The 14,650-nt window shown below is 69.4% G+C and carries 13 protein-coding genes and 1 tRNA gene; 5 read left to right on the plus strand and 9 right to left on the minus strand.

The genetic code is table 11. The features are described 5' to 3' along the window. Positions 1-59 precede the first annotated feature (59 nt). The 7 genes from pknB to G6N10_RS13730 all read right to left on the minus strand — a co-directional run bounded on the left by pknB (position 60) and on the right by G6N10_RS13730 (position 9,991). On the minus strand, positions 60-1,928 hold the full coding sequence (pknB, locus tag G6N10_RS13700; RefSeq protein ID WP_085092917.1) for a Stk1 family PASTA domain-containing Ser/Thr kinase: 1,869 nt from the start codon (positions 1,926-1,928) through the stop codon (positions 60-62). After that, complete coding sequence (locus G6N10_RS13705; RefSeq protein ID WP_085092915.1) at positions 1,925-3,217, minus strand: protein kinase domain-containing protein; 1,293 nt, start codon at positions 3,215-3,217, stop codon at positions 1,925-1,927. The genes pknB and G6N10_RS13705 overlap by 4 nt, the downstream gene beginning before the upstream one ends. Then, a complete protein-coding gene (gene pbpA / locus G6N10_RS13710; RefSeq protein ID WP_085092913.1) occupies positions 3,214-4,710 on the minus strand; it encodes a D,D-transpeptidase PbpA in 1,497 nt (498 codons plus the stop codon). Before pbpA ends, G6N10_RS13705 begins: the two co-directional genes overlap by 4 nt. Next, positions 4,707-6,119 (minus strand): peptidoglycan glycosyltransferase RodA, encoded by a 1,413-nt coding sequence (locus G6N10_RS13715; RefSeq protein WP_085092911.1) that lies wholly within the window; start codon positions 6,117-6,119, stop codon positions 4,707-4,709. Before G6N10_RS13715 ends, pbpA begins: the two co-directional genes overlap by 4 nt. Further along, positions 6,116-7,687, minus strand: coding sequence for a PP2C family protein-serine/threonine phosphatase (locus tag G6N10_RS13720; protein ID WP_085092910.1), 1,572 nt, complete (start codon positions 7,685-7,687; stop codon positions 6,116-6,118). Before G6N10_RS13720 ends, G6N10_RS13715 begins: the two co-directional genes overlap by 4 nt. Then, a complete protein-coding gene (locus tag G6N10_RS13725) occupies positions 7,684-8,151 on the minus strand; it encodes an FHA domain-containing protein FhaB/FipA (protein WP_085092908.1) in 468 nt (155 codons plus the stop codon). The genes G6N10_RS13720 and G6N10_RS13725 overlap by 4 nt, the downstream gene beginning before the upstream one ends. Positions 8,152-8,251: 100 nt before the next feature. Continuing rightward, a complete protein-coding gene (locus tag G6N10_RS13730; RefSeq protein WP_085093137.1) occupies positions 8,252-9,991 on the minus strand; it encodes an FHA domain-containing protein in 1,740 nt (579 codons plus the stop codon). A 240-nt stretch (positions 9,992-10,231) separates the two neighbouring features. Here G6N10_RS13730 and G6N10_RS13735 point away from each other — a divergent pair. Continuing rightward, positions 10,232-10,314: transfer RNA gene (locus G6N10_RS13735), tRNA-Leu, on the plus strand. 162 nt (positions 10,315-10,476) lie between these two features. Then, positions 10,477-11,196, plus strand: a complete 720-nt coding sequence (locus tag G6N10_RS13740; protein ID WP_085092906.1) for a hypothetical protein — start codon at positions 10,477-10,479, stop codon at positions 11,194-11,196. A gap of 67 nt (positions 11,197-11,263) precedes the next feature. Here the strand turns inward: G6N10_RS13740 and G6N10_RS13745 are convergent, their stop codons facing one another. After that, entirely contained in the window at positions 11,264-12,049 is a 786-nt protein-coding gene (locus tag G6N10_RS13745; RefSeq protein ID WP_133055082.1) for an endonuclease/exonuclease/phosphatase family protein, read from the minus strand. A gap of 200 nt (positions 12,050-12,249) precedes the next feature. Between G6N10_RS13745 and G6N10_RS13750 the strand changes: the two genes are divergently transcribed. The 3 genes from G6N10_RS13750 to G6N10_RS13760 are packed head-to-tail and all read left to right on the plus strand — an operon-like array spanning position 12,250 to position 13,375. After that, positions 12,250-12,693, plus strand: coding sequence for a hypothetical protein (locus tag G6N10_RS13750; RefSeq protein WP_085092902.1), 444 nt, complete (start codon positions 12,250-12,252; stop codon positions 12,691-12,693). A 29-nt stretch (positions 12,694-12,722) separates the two neighbouring features. Next, the gene (locus G6N10_RS13755) at positions 12,723-12,959 is read left to right on the plus strand and encodes a type II toxin-antitoxin system Phd/YefM family antitoxin (protein ID WP_179962839.1); all 237 of its coding nucleotides are present in this window, start codon (positions 12,723-12,725) and stop codon (positions 12,957-12,959) included. A gap of 20 nt (positions 12,960-12,979) precedes the next feature. Beyond that, complete coding sequence (locus G6N10_RS13760; protein ID WP_085092900.1) at positions 12,980-13,375, plus strand: PIN domain-containing protein; 396 nt, start codon at positions 12,980-12,982, stop codon at positions 13,373-13,375. Positions 13,376-13,388: 13 nt separating this feature from the next. On the opposite strand, the gene G6N10_RS13765 is transcribed toward G6N10_RS13760, so the two are convergent. Then, the gene (locus tag G6N10_RS13765; RefSeq protein WP_197745642.1) at positions 13,389-14,441 is read right to left on the minus strand and encodes an SDR family oxidoreductase; all 1,053 of its coding nucleotides are present in this window, start codon (positions 14,439-14,441) and stop codon (positions 13,389-13,391) included. Positions 14,442-14,650: the final 209 nt, after the last annotated feature.

Genomic DNA, 14,650 nt, shown 5'->3' on the forward strand with positions numbered 1-14,650 from the left:
GCCCTCCTCGCGGCAAGCCGCTCGTCGGATCAGGCCGAAAACCTGCGCCTGAGGAGACGTCAGGCGGCGAAACTCAGCGTGATGCTGCTGCCGAAGTTCACCCCGGAGCCCGCCGGCGGACTCTGCACGACCACGGCGTTGCTCTTCTGCCCGCTGTCGCGGACATCGCCGCCCTTGTCCAGCATGCCGGTCCAGCCCAGTGCCCGCAGCCGCGGTTCGGCATCGGTCCAGAACATCCCGGACAGATCCGGCATGGTGAACTGGTTGCCCCGGGAGACCTGCAACTCGATCACGGTGTCCATCGGGACCACGGCGCCGGTCGGCGGATTGGTGCCGACGATCTGGCCGGCCGGAGCGGTGTTGTCCACCGGCACCTGCGTGGTGCGGGTGAAGCCGTAGACGGTGAGGTTCTTCTCCGCCAGCTCCACCGTCTGACCGCGCAGCAACGGCACCTCCTTGGTGGCCGGGCCGGTCCCGACGATCACGGTGATCTCGTTGGTGATCGCGGAGGTCTGCCCGGCCGGCGGCACGGTGCCCACCACGTGATCCTTGAGTTCGGGTGTTGAGGGGGACGGGGTCTGCTTGAACCGGGTGAACCCAGCCGACTTCAGCTTCTGCACGGCCTGGTCGTAGGTCAGCGATGCGACGGTGGGCAGCTCACGCTGCTCGGGCCCGGTGGAGATCTTGACGGTGATGTCGTCGCCCGCCCCGGCGTTGCTGTTGGCCGGCGGATCGGTCTTGATGACGTGGTCCGGCGGGACCTCGGAGTCCGGCTGCTGCTGGGTGCGGGGATTGAACCCGAGGTTCGACAGCGTGGCGACGGCGTCGGCCGATGCCTGCCCCCGCACGTCGGGCACCTGGACGTCGCGGACGTTGCCGCCGAAGACGTTCAGCGCGATGGTGACGACGACGGTCAGCACCGCCAGCACCGCCACCGCGATCAGCCAGCGGGCCACCGGCGGGCGATCGCCGGAAACCCGGGGCAGTTCATCGGTGCGCTCACCGGTGCGCGACAACGGCGCGGCCTGCGACGGCGCGGACAGGATCGATGAGCGTTCGGCGTCGGTCAGCACCTTCGGGGCCTCCGGCGCATGCCCGCTGTGCACCCGGATCAGGTCCGCGCGCATCTCCGCGGCGCTCTGGTACCGGTTCTCCGGGTTCTTCGCCAGCGCCTTGAGCACCACCGCGTCCAGGAACGGCGACAGCCCGGGCAGCCGGTGCGACGGCGGCACCGGATCCTCCCGAACGTGCTGGTAGGCGACCGCAACCGGGGTGTCACCGACGAACGGCGGCTCGCCGGTGAGGATCTCGTAGAGCACGCAGCCCAGCGAGTACACGTCCGAGCGGGCGTCGACGGGCTCACCGCGGGCCTGCTCGGGCGACAGGTACTGGGCGGTGCCGATCACCGCGGCCGTCTGGGTGACGCTGCTGGAATCGGCAAGGGCCCGCGCGATGCCGAAGTCCATCACCTTGACCGCTTTGTTCTTGCTGATCATGATGTTGGCCGGCTTGACGTCACGGTGGATGATGCCGTGCTGGTGGCTGAAGTTCAGCGCCTGGCAGGCGTCGGCGATGATCTCGATGGCACGTTGCGGGGCGATCGGGCCCTCGGTGTGCACGATGTCGCGCAGGGTTACCCCGTCGACGTACTCCATGACGATGTAGGGCAGCGGCCCCGCGGAGGTCTCGGCCTCGCCGGTGTCGTAGACCGCGACGATTGCCGGGTGGTTCAGCGCCGCGGCATTCTGCGCCTCGCGACGGAACCGCAGGTAGAAGCTCGGGTCGCGGGCCAGGTCGGCGCGCAGCACCTTGACGGCGACGTCACGGTGCAGGCGGGTGTCGCGGGCCAGGTGGACCTCGGACATCCCGCCGAATCCGAGGATCTCGCCGAGCTCGTAGCGGCCGGACAGATGCTGTGGGGTTGTCATGTCGGTATCTCGTCGCTTGCAGTTGGCAGCAGCAGTATGGCGGTCGCCAGGAAGCGCTGCTGCTCGCTCACAGAATGACCCGGCAGTTGCCGCTGAGTCCAACCGGACGGCTCTGCGGGGACCGGCTCGGCGGTTTGCGGGGGCGGGGTCACGGTGTTGGTGATGGTCTGGCGCGGCGTCTCGGTCTTGTTTCCGTGGTTGACCAGGATCACCACCGCGATGATGATCGCCAGCGTGCCGAGCACCCCGGCGGCCCACAGCAGGGCCCGCTGTCCGGAGGAGAAGCTGCGCCGCGGCGGCGCCGGTCGATGACTGCCTGCGCCGGAACGCGGCCGCATTGCGGTGGCGGCGCTGCGTGGTTCGGCGGGTGCGACCGGCCGGTTCGCACCGCTGCCGGGGATGGTGGACGGGGTTGCCCGGCCCAGCGTCGGGTTGGTGTTCGGTCGGGGCGGACGGCGTCCGGCCCGCACGGCGGCGACGGCGTCGCCGAACTGGCCGCCGCTGCGGAACCGGGAGCCGGGGTTCTTGCTCATGGTGATCTCGATGAGCTCGCGCACATTGGGCGGCAGGTCCGACGGCAGCGGCGGCGGTGGCTCCTTGATGTGCTTCATCGCCACCGTCAGCGCGCCGTCGCCGGTGAACGGGCGACGACCCGACAGCGCCTCGTAGCCGACCACGCCGAGGGAGTACACATCGGAGGCCGGGGTGGCATCGTGCCCGAGCGCCTGCTCGGGGGCGATGTACTGGGCGGTGCCCATCACCATGCCGGTCTGGGTGACCGGGGCGGCGTCGACGGCCTTGGCGATGCCGAAGTCGGTCAGCTTCACCTGGCCGGTGGGGGTGATCATGATGTTGCCGGGTTTGACATCGCGGTGCACCAGCCCGGCGGTGTGCGCGACCTGCAGCGCCCGGCCGGTCTGCTCCAGCATGTCCAGGGCGTGCCGCAGCGACAACCGGCCGGTGCGCTTGAGCACCGAGTTCAGCGGTTCACCGTTGACCAGTTCCATCACCAGGTAGGCGGTGCGGCCCTCGCCGTCCATGTCGGTCTCGCCGTAGTCGTGCACGCTGGCGATGCCCGGGTGGTTCAGCATGGCGACGGTGCGTGCCTCCGACCGGAACCGCTCCACGAACTCGGGGTCCGAGGAGTATTCGGCCTTGAGGACCTTGACGGCGACACGGCGGCCCAGTCGGCTGTCGACCGCCTCCCAGACCTGGCCCATGCCGCCGGTGGCGATCAGCCGCTGCAGCCGGTACCGGCCGGAGAGCGTCACTCCTACCCGGGGGCTCATGGCGTTCCTCCCTGCAATGCCGCGCCGATTACCGCGCGACCGATCGGTGCGGCGACCGCTCCCCCGGTCGCCGACAGGCGTTCGCCGCCGTTTTCCACCACCACCGCGACCGCCACCTTGGGTGCCTCGGCCGGGGCGAACGCGATGTACCACGCGTGCGGCGGGGTGTTTCGCGGGTCCGTCCCGTGTTCGGCGGTGCCGGTCTTGGACGCGATCCGGACCCCCGGGATTGCCCCGGTTTGCTGGGTGTACTGTTCGGCCGCGACCATCAAATCCGTTAGCTTAGTCGCGATCTCCGGAGACACCGCACGCCGCTGCTCGCTGGGGGCGGTGGTGTCGAGATTTGCCAGGTTCGGGCCCTTGAGCCCGGCGACCAGATACGGCCGCATCATCATCCCGCCGTTAGCCACCGCGGCGGCCACCTGGGCGTTCTGCAGCGGGGTCAGGGCGACGTCCTTTTGCCCGATGCTCGACATCGCCAGCGCGGCCGCGTCGGGCAGCGGGCCGATCGTCGACGGCTCAACCTGCAGTGGAATCGGATCGGTGGGGGAGTCCAGCCCGAATGCGGTCGCGGTCTGGCGCAGCGCGTCCGCGCCGACCCGGGTACCCAACTGCACGAACGCGGTATTGCAGGACCGGGCGAAGGCGTCGCGCAGCGAGGTCGTCGGGGTCGGGCCGCACGGGGTGCCGCCGAAGTTCTCCAGGTGCGCGCTGCTGTCGGGCAGCGGGATCGACGCCTGCGAGGTGAGCTGGTCGTCGGGGGAGACGCCAGCCTCCAGCGCCGCCGCGGTGACCAGCACCTTGAAGGTCGAGCCGGGCGGGTAGGTCTCGGAGATGGCCCGGTTGGTCAGCGGCGAACGCGGGGCATTCGGGGCCGGCGCAGGATTGAGTTCGGCCCAGGCGGCCGCCTGCTCGTCGCTGTTGTGGGAGGCCAGCCGATTGGGGTTGTACGACGGCGCGGACACCATCGCCAGGATCTTGCCGGTGGCCGGCTCCAGGGCCACCACCGCCCCGCGGCACGGCCCGTTGTCGCAGCCCTCGGCCATGGCGTCGAACGCGGCGCGCTGGACCCGCGGCACCAGGGTGGTGTCGACGTTGCCGCCGCGGGGATCGCGACCGGTGAAGAAGTCGGTCAGCCGCTGGCCGAACAGCCGCTGGTCGGAGCCGTTGAGGATGGGGTCTTCGGCCCGCTCCAGCCCGGCGCTGGCGTAGCGCAGCGAGTAGAACCCGGTGACCGGGGCGTAGACCTCCGGCTCCGGATAGACCCGCAGGAAGCGGTACCGGCCGTTGGTGGCCTCGGAATACGCCAGCAGTTGCCCGCCAGCGGAGATCTGGCCGCGCTGGCGGGAGTACTCGTCGAGCAGCACCCGCTGATTGCGGGGATCCGCGCGCAAACCGTCGGCGGTGAACACCTGGGTGAAGGTGGCGTTGAGCAGCAGCAACACGATCAGGACCATGATCGACATGGCGACCCGGCGCAGCGAGGTGTTCATAGCTTGTCCATCACCTCGGTGCGGGCCGCCGCGATCGGCGTCTGCGACTTGCGCGGCTGGGTGACCAGCGGGCGTCGCGCCGCGTGCGAGATCCGCACCAGCAGCGCCAGCAGCAGGTAGTTGGCGACCAGCGAGGAGCCGCCGTAGGACATCCACGGGGTGGTCAGGCCGGTCAACGGGATCAGCTTGGTGACGCCGCCGACGACGATGAACAGCTGGATGCCCAGGGTGGCGGCCAGCCCGGCGGCCAGCAGCTTGCCGAAGCTGTCCCGGACCGCGATGGCGGTGCGCAGGCCGCGCACGATCAGGATGGTGTAGAGCATCAGCACCCCGGCCAGTCCGACCAGGCCGAGTTCCTCGCCGACGGCGGCGATGATGAAGTCGGTGGACGCGGCGGGCACGGTGTTGGGTTGGCCGTTGCCCAGGCCGGTGCCGAACACGCCGCCGGTGGCGAAGCTGAACAGTGACTGCACCATCTGGTAGCCGGCGCCGTCGGGGTCGGCGAACGGGTCCCACCAGGTCTGGACCCGGACCCGGACGTGCCCGAACAGGTGGTAGGCCAGCACCGAGCCGGCGGCGAACAGGGTCAGTCCCAGCACCACCCAGCTGAGCCGGTCGGTGGCGATGTAGACCAGCACCAGGAACGACGCATACAGCAGCAGTGAGGTGCCCAGGTCCTTCTCCAGCACCATCACCCCGACGGACAGGATCCAGGCCGCCAGCAGCGGGGCCAGGTCGCGGGGCCGCGGCAGGTCCATGCCCAGCACATGTTGCCCGGCGCTGGTGAACATGTTGCGTTTGGCGACCAGGACCGCGGAGAAAAAGATCAGCAGCAGGATTTTCGAGAACTCCGCCGGCTGGATGGAGAAGCCGGGGAACTGGATCCAGATTTTGGCGCCGTTCTGCTCGGAGTACGCCTTCGGCAGCAACGCCGGGATGACCAGCAGGATCAGACCGGCCAGGCCGCAGACGTAGCCGTAGCGGGCCAGCTGGCGGTGGTCGGGCAGCAGGATCAGCACGGCGATGAAGCCGGCCACCCCGACCAACGTCCAGAGCATCTGCTGGCCGGCGCCGGGCCCGCTGATTTCGGCGGAGCGGTTGGCCAGGTCGAGCCGGTGAATCATCACCAGGCCCAGCCCGTTGAGGACGGCCACGACGGACAGCAGGATCGGGTCGGCGTAGGGGGCGAAGCGGCGGATCGCGACGTGCGCCGCGGCGAACAGCACCAGGAACGCCAGCGGGTAGCTGATCAGGTCGGGGGACAGGCCCTGGTCCTGGTTGAGCTCGACGATCAGCAGGGCCAACGCGGTGAGCAGGGCGGCGAAGCACAACAGCGCGAACTCGGTGTTGCGCCGGTTCGGCTGTGGCTCGACCACGGCCACCGGCTGCTGCGGTTCGGTCGTCGTCACGCCGCTTCCCGGCAGTCGGTGCCCGGTACCGGTGCCGCGGTGGTCGGAGCCGGAGCCGGCGTCGTCACCTTGGGTCCGTGCGGCACCGGGGTCGCCGATGGCGCCTCGGGGAGTTCGGTGTCGTCGGCCGCGGTGTCCGGACGGTTGCCGGGCGCTGGGGGAGCGGTCGTGGTCGCCGGGGCGGGCGGCGCCGACGTGGTCGGGGTGGCCGAATCCGTCGGGCTGGCCGACGGGGTAGGGGCGGTGGCGCTGGTGGCCGGGCCCGGCGCGGGCGGCTTCGGTGCTTGCTTTCGGGGGGCGGGCACCGGGCACAGCGGCAGCAGCGAGGTGTCGGCCAGCTGGTGCAGCTGACGGATCGCGTCGTCGAGGGTTCCGGTGGGCAGACCCTGGCTGACCTGGTTGCGTTCGGACGGGCGCAGGTCCTGCATGCGCATCAGCCGGCAGCCCGGGGCGTCGTCGCCGTAGCTGATCTGGGACAGCTCCCCGCGCTCGTTGAGGCAGCCCTGGAAGTGCGGGGACTGCAGCGAGATACCGAGGATCGACCCGGGCACACCGCGCATGATCGACACGGTGTCCTGGTGGGACGCCACGTAGTAGTTGCTGCGGATGATGCCGGTGGTGGCGATGGCGGCGAGAACCAGCAGCACGATCAGGATCGCGGCGATGGTAAGCCGACGCCGTCCCCGTGGCTTGCGCGGCGGGGACGGCTCGGGTTGGGGTTCGGGGCGCGGGGCCGGTGGCTGGCGTTGGTTGATCGCCGACGCCCGCCCGGCGGCGGTGTTCGGTGGCGCCGACGCCTCGTCGATGCCGGAAACGGCCCCGGCGAGGATCGGTTGGGTCTGGCCGGCGAAGTCGTCGTCGACGACGTCGGCGACCACCACGGTGACGTTGTCGGGGCCACCGCCGCGCAGCGCCAGCTCGATCAGCCGGTCGGCCGCGGCGGTGACGTCGGGGAGCTGTAGGGCCTCGTGGATGGTCTCCTGGCTGACCGGATCGGACAGGCCGTCCGAGCACAGCAGGTAGCGGTCGCCGACCCGGGCCTCCCGCATGATCAGGGTGGGCTCGACCTCGTGGCCGGTCAGCGCCCGCATGATCAGCGAACGCTGGGGATGGCTGTGCGCCTCCTCGGCGGTGATCCGACCCTCGTCGACGAGGGTCTGCACGAAGGTGTCGTCCTTGGTGATCTGGGTCAGTTCACCGTCGCGCAGCAGGTAGCCGCGGGAGTCACCGATGTGCACCAGACCCAGCCGGTTGCCGGCGAACAGGATCGCCGTCAGCGTGGTGCCCATGCCGTCGAGCTCGGGTTCGGCCTCCACGTGCTCGGCGATCGCCGCGTTGCCCTGGTGGACGGCGTCGTCGAGCTTGGACAGCAGGTCGCCACCGGGCTCGTCGTCGTCGAGGTGGGCGATGCCGGCGATGACCAGCTGGGAGGCCACCTCGCCGGCGGCGTGGCCGCCCATGCCGTCGGCGAGCGCAAGCAGCCGGGCACCGGCGTACACCGAATCCTCGTTGTTGGATCGGACCAGGCCGCGGTCGGAGCGCGCGGCGTATCGCAAGACCAGTGTCACGGGCGCAGCTCGATCGCTGTCTTGCCGATTCGCACCGGTGTGCCTAGGGGAACTCGTACCGCCGTCGTCACCTTCGCCCTGTCAAGGTAAGTACCGTTGGTCGATCCTAAGTCCTCCACGTACCACTCCGATCCGCGTTGTGAGAGCCGCGCGTGCCGTGTCGACGCGTAGTCGTCGGTGAGTACGAGATTGGAGTCGTCGGCGCGACCGATGAGCACAGGTTGGATGCCGAGCTTGATTCGGGTGCCGGCCAGCGCGCCGTCGGTCACCACCAGGTAGCGCGCCACGTTGCGACGCTGCCGGGTCGGCAACAGCGCACCGCGCAGCGCCAGGCCGCGACGCGCCATCACCGAACCGCTCGGCGCGTAGAGATCGGTCCGCAGCACGCGCAGCACCGACCAGATGAAGACCCACAACAGCAACAGGAAACCGGCACGCGACAGCTGCAGCACGATTCCCTGCATCTGCCGTCCTTCCGTCCTGATCGCTCCCGAATGCTCCGGCCGCGGAAAACTCACGATACTTGGGTGGCGACCGCGGCCGCGGGCAAGCCCGCCGGAACGATCAGTGCACGCGGACGACGATCTCGGAGTGGCCCAGCCGGATCACGTCGCCGTCGGCCAGCTGCCACTCCTGCACCGGCGCATTGTTGACGGTGGTGCCGTTGGTGGAGTTGAGGTCGGCGAGCAGCGCGACGTGGCCGTCCCAGCGGATCTCCACGTGCCGACGCGAGACGCCGGTGTCGGGCAGCCGGAACTGGGCGTCCTGGCCGCGGCCGATCACGTTGGCGCCCTCGCGCAGCTGGTAGGTGCGGCCCGAGCCGTCGTCGAGCTGCAGCGTCACCGTCGCGGCGCCAGCCGAAGCGCCGGCGTAGCCACCCTGGTCATAACCGCCCTGGTAGTCGCCGTAGCCGCCGCTGGACTGGCCGTAGCCACCCTGGTCCTGCTGGGGCTGGCCGTAGTCCTGCTGGCCGTAGCCGCCCTGATCGTGCTGCGGCTGCCCGTAGTCCTGCTGGCCGTAACCGCCCTGGCCGGCGTCCTGCTGGCCGTAGCCGTAGTCCGGCTGCTGGGGCTGGCCGTAGCCGCCGCCTTGGGGCTGGCCGTAGTCCTGCTGGCCGTAACCGCCCTGGGGCTGGCCGCCCTGCGGCTGACCGTAATCCTGCTGGCCGTAGCCACCCTGGTCCTGCGGGGGCTGGCCGTAGCCGCCGCCCTGGGGCTGGCCGTAATCCTGCTGGCCGTAACCGCCCTGCTGACCACCCTGCGGCTGGCCGTAGTCCTGCTGGCCGTAACCGCCCTGGCCGGCGTCCTGCTGGCCGTAGCCGTAGTCCGGCTGCTGGGGCTGGCCGTAGCCGCCCTGCTGACCACCCTGGGGCTGGCCGTAGTCCTGCTGGCCGTAACCGCCCTGGCCGCCCTGCTGGCCGTAGTCGGGCTGGCCGTAACCACCCTGCTGGCCACCCTGGTTGCCGTAGTCGGGCTGCTGGGCCGGGTACCCACCGCTGTGCTGGCCGTAGCCGCCCGGCTGGCCCTGGTCGGGCTGGCCGTAGCCACCCTGCGGGCCGGGCTGGCCGTAGCCGCCCTGGCCGCCCTGCTGGCCGTAGCCGCCACCGGGCGGCGGGCCGTAGTTGCCCTGCGGCTGCCCGTAACCACCGCTGGGCGGCTGCTGGCCGTAACCGCCGCTGGGGGGCTGGCCGTAGCCCTGGTCGTAGCCGCCGCCGGGACCGGGCTGCTGGCCCTGCTCGCCGTAGGGAGCTTGCGGATCGTGGCCACGCTGCTCCTCGGGGGAACGGCTGTAGTCGTAGTAGTCGCCGCCCTGCCCCTGGTTACCGCGGCTCGGGTTGTCGGTCATCGGTGGTACTCCTGGTTCTGCGGTCAACGTCTGTTCTGATCGTGCTGAGTGGGGATCCGCTGCGCCACGGGTGCCGGCTCGGGTGGCGTCAGGGTTGACGATCCCGCGCGCCCGTACCTGTCCGGTGTGCAGGTGAGGGGACCGTGCAAATCTGACGACCACATCACCATACGTTTGCCATCCCTGCTCACCCAGATATCCCTCCAGATGCCTAGCAAAAGTATCCGAAGTGAGATCGGGATCGGCGAGCGCCTTGTGATGGTCGGCCGCACTGAGGGTAATGACGTAATCGTTGGGCGCCAACAACTGTCCGCCCTGCAGGGCGCGGACCCCGTCGGTGGCCTCCCGGCGCAATGCCGATTGGATTTCCTCGGGGATCACCGACCCGCCGAACACCCTGGCAAAGGCGTCGCCGACGGTCGACTCGAGACGGCGATCGAATCGCTGCACCAGTCCCATCGTCACCGCCCGTCTCGGTCTAGGAGCGCGGCCCGGCAGGCCGGGACGGCCCACCGCAGCGTGTCGCACCACTGTGTTGTTTCAGGACAATGGTAAGGGGAGCATCGCCTCCTCCGGCACCACGGAAATTGTGAGAATCCGATCAGTGCAGGTCAGCGGCTTGGCGTTGGCCGAGATGGGGCGCTGAGCGGGCGGTTTGGACGACGGGCGAAGCCCCTGATAGGCTGCCCGGGTTGCTCAGGGCGAGTGGCGGAATGGCAGACGCGCTGGCTTCAGGTGCCAGTGTCCTTCGGGACGTGGGGGTTCAAGTCCCCCTTCGCCCACAGTGAGCGGTTCTACGAACTGCGACGCCAATGGTCACGAACTCAATTTGGGTTCGTGACCATTGTGTTTTGCAGGCGTCGGGGTACCGGGGGAGTGCATCGCCGCGGTTTGACCCCGCTGGTCGCGGCGGCCTGGTCGGTGCGGAGGCATATACATAGTCTGTGGCCGCGACCGAGGAGCCCGAAATGTCAGACACGTTTCTGCCAGAGCCCGGCGCCACGGCCGAGGCGGTTCAGATCGGCCTGTGCGCCGGTGGCCTGGTCCGCACCTGGCGCGGTTCGGGTGAATCGAAGCTCTGGTCGCTGGCCGATGCGGCGCAGCTGAGGTTGCGTCAAGGGACCGGCGTGATTGCCCGCACCGAGCAGGAACAGAATCGCTACCGCGAGATTGGGTTGCTTGACGAGGACTCCGGGACGCTGCTGATTCGCGGCAGGCACCCGGTATCCACCGAGGACGGCACCGTCCAGTTCGACGCGACGGTGCTGGGGCTGGAACCGGCGAGGGAACCCTCGACGTCGGTGTACGACGATGCGCGCGGCGTGCTGGCGCAGGCGGTCGCGTTCACCGCCCGGACCGAAAACGGATTCCTCCTGGTCGAGGCGGGCGGATGGGACGCAGCGCCGCAGCCCTACTGTCTGTTTGTGGTGACCGGGCAGGGCGGGGACCCCGTCGTTCTCATCGAGACGGCGCCGCCGCCGCACGGGTCGAAGATCTGGGAGCAGCACATCGTCGCCGGGGCCGACGGCAGCACCGTGCGGGCACCGGCGAACCCCGCCTCCCTCGACGCGGCGCCGGTCATCATGCTCGACGCCTGTGCCACCTGGGCGATCCCGCCGTGGGACCTCGCGTTGACCTTCGGGATACGCCCGACCGCCGGTTGACCGGCGATCCGGCAGCGACGGGTTCGGGCGTACCGCGACGGGACACGGGGCCCAACGGGGACGACGGTTATCCGCCAGACGGGTCCAGGGCCAGGTCAGCGACGACGATGGAGTGGTCGGAAATCTTGGCCCGCCGGACCTCGTGGATGTGTTTGGCCGAGGTGATCGCGTCCCGCAGTGGGGCCGACACGAAGACATAGTCGAGCCGGAATCCGTTGTGGTCCTCGGAAACGCGGAGCTCCTTGTTGGTTCGCCTTGAGTACCAAGTGAATTCGCGGGCGTCGGGATGCAGGCTGCGCCACGTGTCGACGTAATTCTCCTGCTGCTGCAGCACCCGGATGTAGTCGGAGTGCACAAACGGGGTGCCCTCGGCATCCGCGGGCAAGCCGGTGTTGAAGTCGCCGAGGATCACCACCTGCTCGTCGTGGTGCCGGTGCGCGTAGGCGATGACGTCCTGCCAGAACAGTTCCTTGCGGCGCTTGCCCGCGACGACGGTGCCGTCCTTGCCGGACTTGCTGTCGTCGGATCCGGGAATGTGGACGCTCAGCACCCGCAGGTTTTTCTCTCCCAACGACACCGACAGCCAGCGCTCTTTGTCGTATTCGGGTCCCGCCGACTCCCGGGTCAGCGGCCATTTCGAGGCGACCAGGACGCTGTTGACTCCGGCTTGATCGCAGGTGGTCTCCAGGTAGGGGTAACCGTGGTCGACCAACCGGCGACGGATTTCCGCAAGATTCTTGGCCGTCACCTCGGTCAGGGTGATGACGTCCGCGCCGAGCTCTTTCAGCTCGGCGATGATCGACGGGAGACGAGATCCGCCCCCGCGCTGAATGTTCCACGTCACAAATCGCATGCTGTTTCCCCCTCGGTCCGAGCCGTCCTCCACGGCCTCCGGCGGCCGAAGCTAACAGGTCGGTCCGACAGCGGCGGTGAACCGATCCGGCCTGAGCGCCGCCACGCCGCAGGCGGGGAGGGCGCCAGAAGCGGTTGAACATCATCAATGTCGGAGGCGGCCCCTACGGTGGTGTGCAAACCACGGGGAGGGGATCTGAAATGGCGGAAAACGAACGGGACCTGGTCGCCGATGCGACGCCGCAGGTGTGCTTCAACCTCTGGGCGTTCTGCGACCCGGACACCGGTCTGGTCATGGAGATCGCCGCGAAGCGCTACGTCATGGGCGGAAGTGACCGGGAGAAGGCGGCGGTGCTCAAGCATCTCGCCGGCGCGGACTTCTACTCGGTGGAGCGTCGCTTCGTGCCCGAGCGGTTCACCCTGGTGGGCCCGTCCGGGCAGCTGATCGAGGGTGCGGTCCCGGTGAACGATCTGGATGTCGATGCCGTGTTCGCTCCGCTGATCGTCGAGCTGGCCGCTATCCCCAAGCAGGTCAGGCAGGTCAACGGTCGCTGGGAGGAGTACGTTCCGCAGGTTCTGGGTCAACCGATCTGGGTGCTGACGGTGGTACTGGAGACCGAGGACGGCCGCCTGGTGCCCTGCTAGGGGTGTCTCACCGGTGATACCGTGAATTTATGGAGGCGGTGACGGTGCGAGATCTCCGCAACAACGGCGGTGAAGTGCTGCGTCGGGTCGAGCGTGGCGAACGCTTTGTGGTCACGCGCGACGGGACCCCGGTTGCCGAGCTGCGACCGCTGCCGCGTCCCAGGGTGAGCGCCGGCGAGTTGATCCGTCGGCGGGCGAACCTTCCGGCGGTCGATCCCGTCGCGCTGCGACGTGACATCGATGAGCTGATCGATCCGTCGCTGTGAGCCAACCGGCACGACGCGGAATGTTGGACACCTCCACGGTGCTCCTGCTCGGGCAGCTGTCCGACGCGGCCGAGTTGCCCGAGGAGTCGGTGATCAGTGCGGTGACCCTGGCCGAGCTCTCGGTGGGTCCCCATCTGGCCCGGGACGACGCCGAGCGCTCCGCCCGCCAGCAGCACCTGCAGCAGGCGGAGGCGGACTTCGAGGTACTGCCCTTCGACGGGGATTGCGCCCGGGCGTTCGGCGCGGTGGCCGCGGCGCTGCGCAGCGCGGGTCGCAAACCGGCGGCGCGCGCCTACGACGCGTTGATCGCGGCCAGTGCGATCGCGAATGCGATACCGCTCTACAGCTGTAACCCACGTGATTTCGCGGGCATCCGACGACTGGACCTCCGAGAGGTCAGCCCGCCCCGGACCTAGGTGTTCAAGCGGCCTAGCGTTTTGCGATGCCGTCGTCGATCATCTGCTGGAAGTGGTCGACGACGCTCTGCTCGGCAGGCATGAACTCGATGCCCAGTTCGTCGCGGGTGCGCGAGTTGTCGTACCGCACCGGCCAGCCGACGTTGCGCTCCACGTACGGACGGGTCAGCCCGGCCGCCGGGGCGGACAGTTTGATCAGGAACTTCGGCAGTTCAATGCGCGGGAACGTCCAGCGGTTGCCGAACTTGCGGCGCAGCGCGTTGCCCATGTCGAGCAGGCTGATGGTCTCGGCGTTGGCGATGTAGCGGCCGCGCGCCGACGGGGTGTAGCCCGCGGCGATGTGGATGCGGGCCACGTCGCGCACGTCGACCACACCGACCTGCAGGGCGGGCGCCCCGAGCGCCATCGATCCGTCGATGAAATGCGCCATCGTCGTCATGCTGCCGGAGACACTGCTGGTGGTCAGCGACGGCCCGAGCACCAGGCCGGGGTGCACGGTCACCAGGTCCCAGCGGTCCTGGGCCTCGCACATCGCCCAGGCGGCCTTCTCCGCGACGGTCTTGGAGTAGTTGTATTCCTGGTGGTTCGGGGTGCTGGTGGTGTTCCAGTCCGCATCGGTGAAGCGGTCCTTGCCGCGCATGTCGACGTTGTCGCCGCAGATGGCGACCACGCTGCTGGTCAGCACGACGCGTTTAACCGACTCGGTGCGGTTCACGCTGTTGAGCACGTTGCGGGTGCCCTCCAGCGCGGGCCGGATCAGCTGCTCCTGCGGGTTGTCGAGGCGGCCCATCAGGAACGGCGACGCGGTGTGCATGACCAGTTCGCAGCCGGCCATCGCCTCGTCGAAACTGCCGTCGTCGAGCAGATCCGCCCGGTGCAGGGTGAGCCGGCCGGGGTGTGCGTCGGCGAGCGCGTGCAGGTGCTCCAGGCCGGTCGGCTTGTCCGGGTTGCGCACCGTGGCGCGCACCGTGCGGCCGTCTTCGAGCAGGTAGCGGACGATCCAGCCGGCGACGTAGCCGCTGCCGCCGGTGACCAGTACCGGGGCGCTCGGGTCGATGTCGGTCATGATGCTCCTTGCCAGGTCGCTCAGGTGGTGTCGGTGATTGGCGACGCCGGAAGACCGCCGCCAGTCCGGCGCGGTCGGGCGCCGGGGGACCACCGGGTTGTGGCCATCTTGCTACAGACTGCCAGCGGCGGCAGGGCGCCGGGGCACCGCCTTGGGACCGGGCACCCGGCCGGTCCGGTGTGCGACAGGCTGGGGTGACAAGGGTGCGG

Source organism: Mycolicibacterium fallax, from assembly GCF_010726955.1.
In the GTDB taxonomy this organism is placed as follows: domain Bacteria; phylum Actinomycetota; class Actinomycetes; order Mycobacteriales; family Mycobacteriaceae; genus Mycobacterium; species Mycobacterium fallax.

Coding starts and splice junctions, on each gene's coding strand:
- G6N10_RS13745 (WP_133055082.1), bottom strand. CDS start 12,049: ATGCGATTTGTGACGTGGAACATTCAGCGCGGGGGCGGATCTCGTCTC.
- G6N10_RS13765 (WP_197745642.1), bottom strand. CDS start 14,441: ATGACCGACATCGACCCGAGCGCCCCGGTACTGGTCACCGGCGGCAGC.
- G6N10_RS13755 (WP_179962839.1), top strand. CDS start 12,723: ATGGAGGCGGTGACGGTGCGAGATCTCCGCAACAACGGCGGTGAAGTG.
- G6N10_RS13705 (WP_085092915.1), bottom strand. CDS start 3,217: ATGAGCCCCCGGGTAGGAGTGACGCTCTCCGGCCGGTACCGGCTGCAG.
- pbpA (WP_085092913.1), bottom strand. CDS start 4,710: ATGAACACCTCGCTGCGCCGGGTCGCCATGTCGATCATGGTCCTGATC.
- G6N10_RS13750 (WP_085092902.1), top strand. CDS start 12,250: ATGGCGGAAAACGAACGGGACCTGGTCGCCGATGCGACGCCGCAGGTG.
- G6N10_RS13730 (WP_085093137.1), bottom strand. CDS start 9,991: ATGGGACTGGTGCAGCGATTCGATCGCCGTCTCGAGTCGACCGTCGGC.
- pknB (WP_085092917.1), bottom strand. CDS start 1,928: ATGACAACCCCACAGCATCTGTCCGGCCGCTACGAGCTCGGCGAGATC.
- G6N10_RS13760 (WP_085092900.1), top strand. CDS start 12,980: ATGTTGGACACCTCCACGGTGCTCCTGCTCGGGCAGCTGTCCGACGCG.
- G6N10_RS13725 (WP_085092908.1), bottom strand. CDS start 8,151: ATGCAGGGAATCGTGCTGCAGCTGTCGCGTGCCGGTTTCCTGTTGCTG.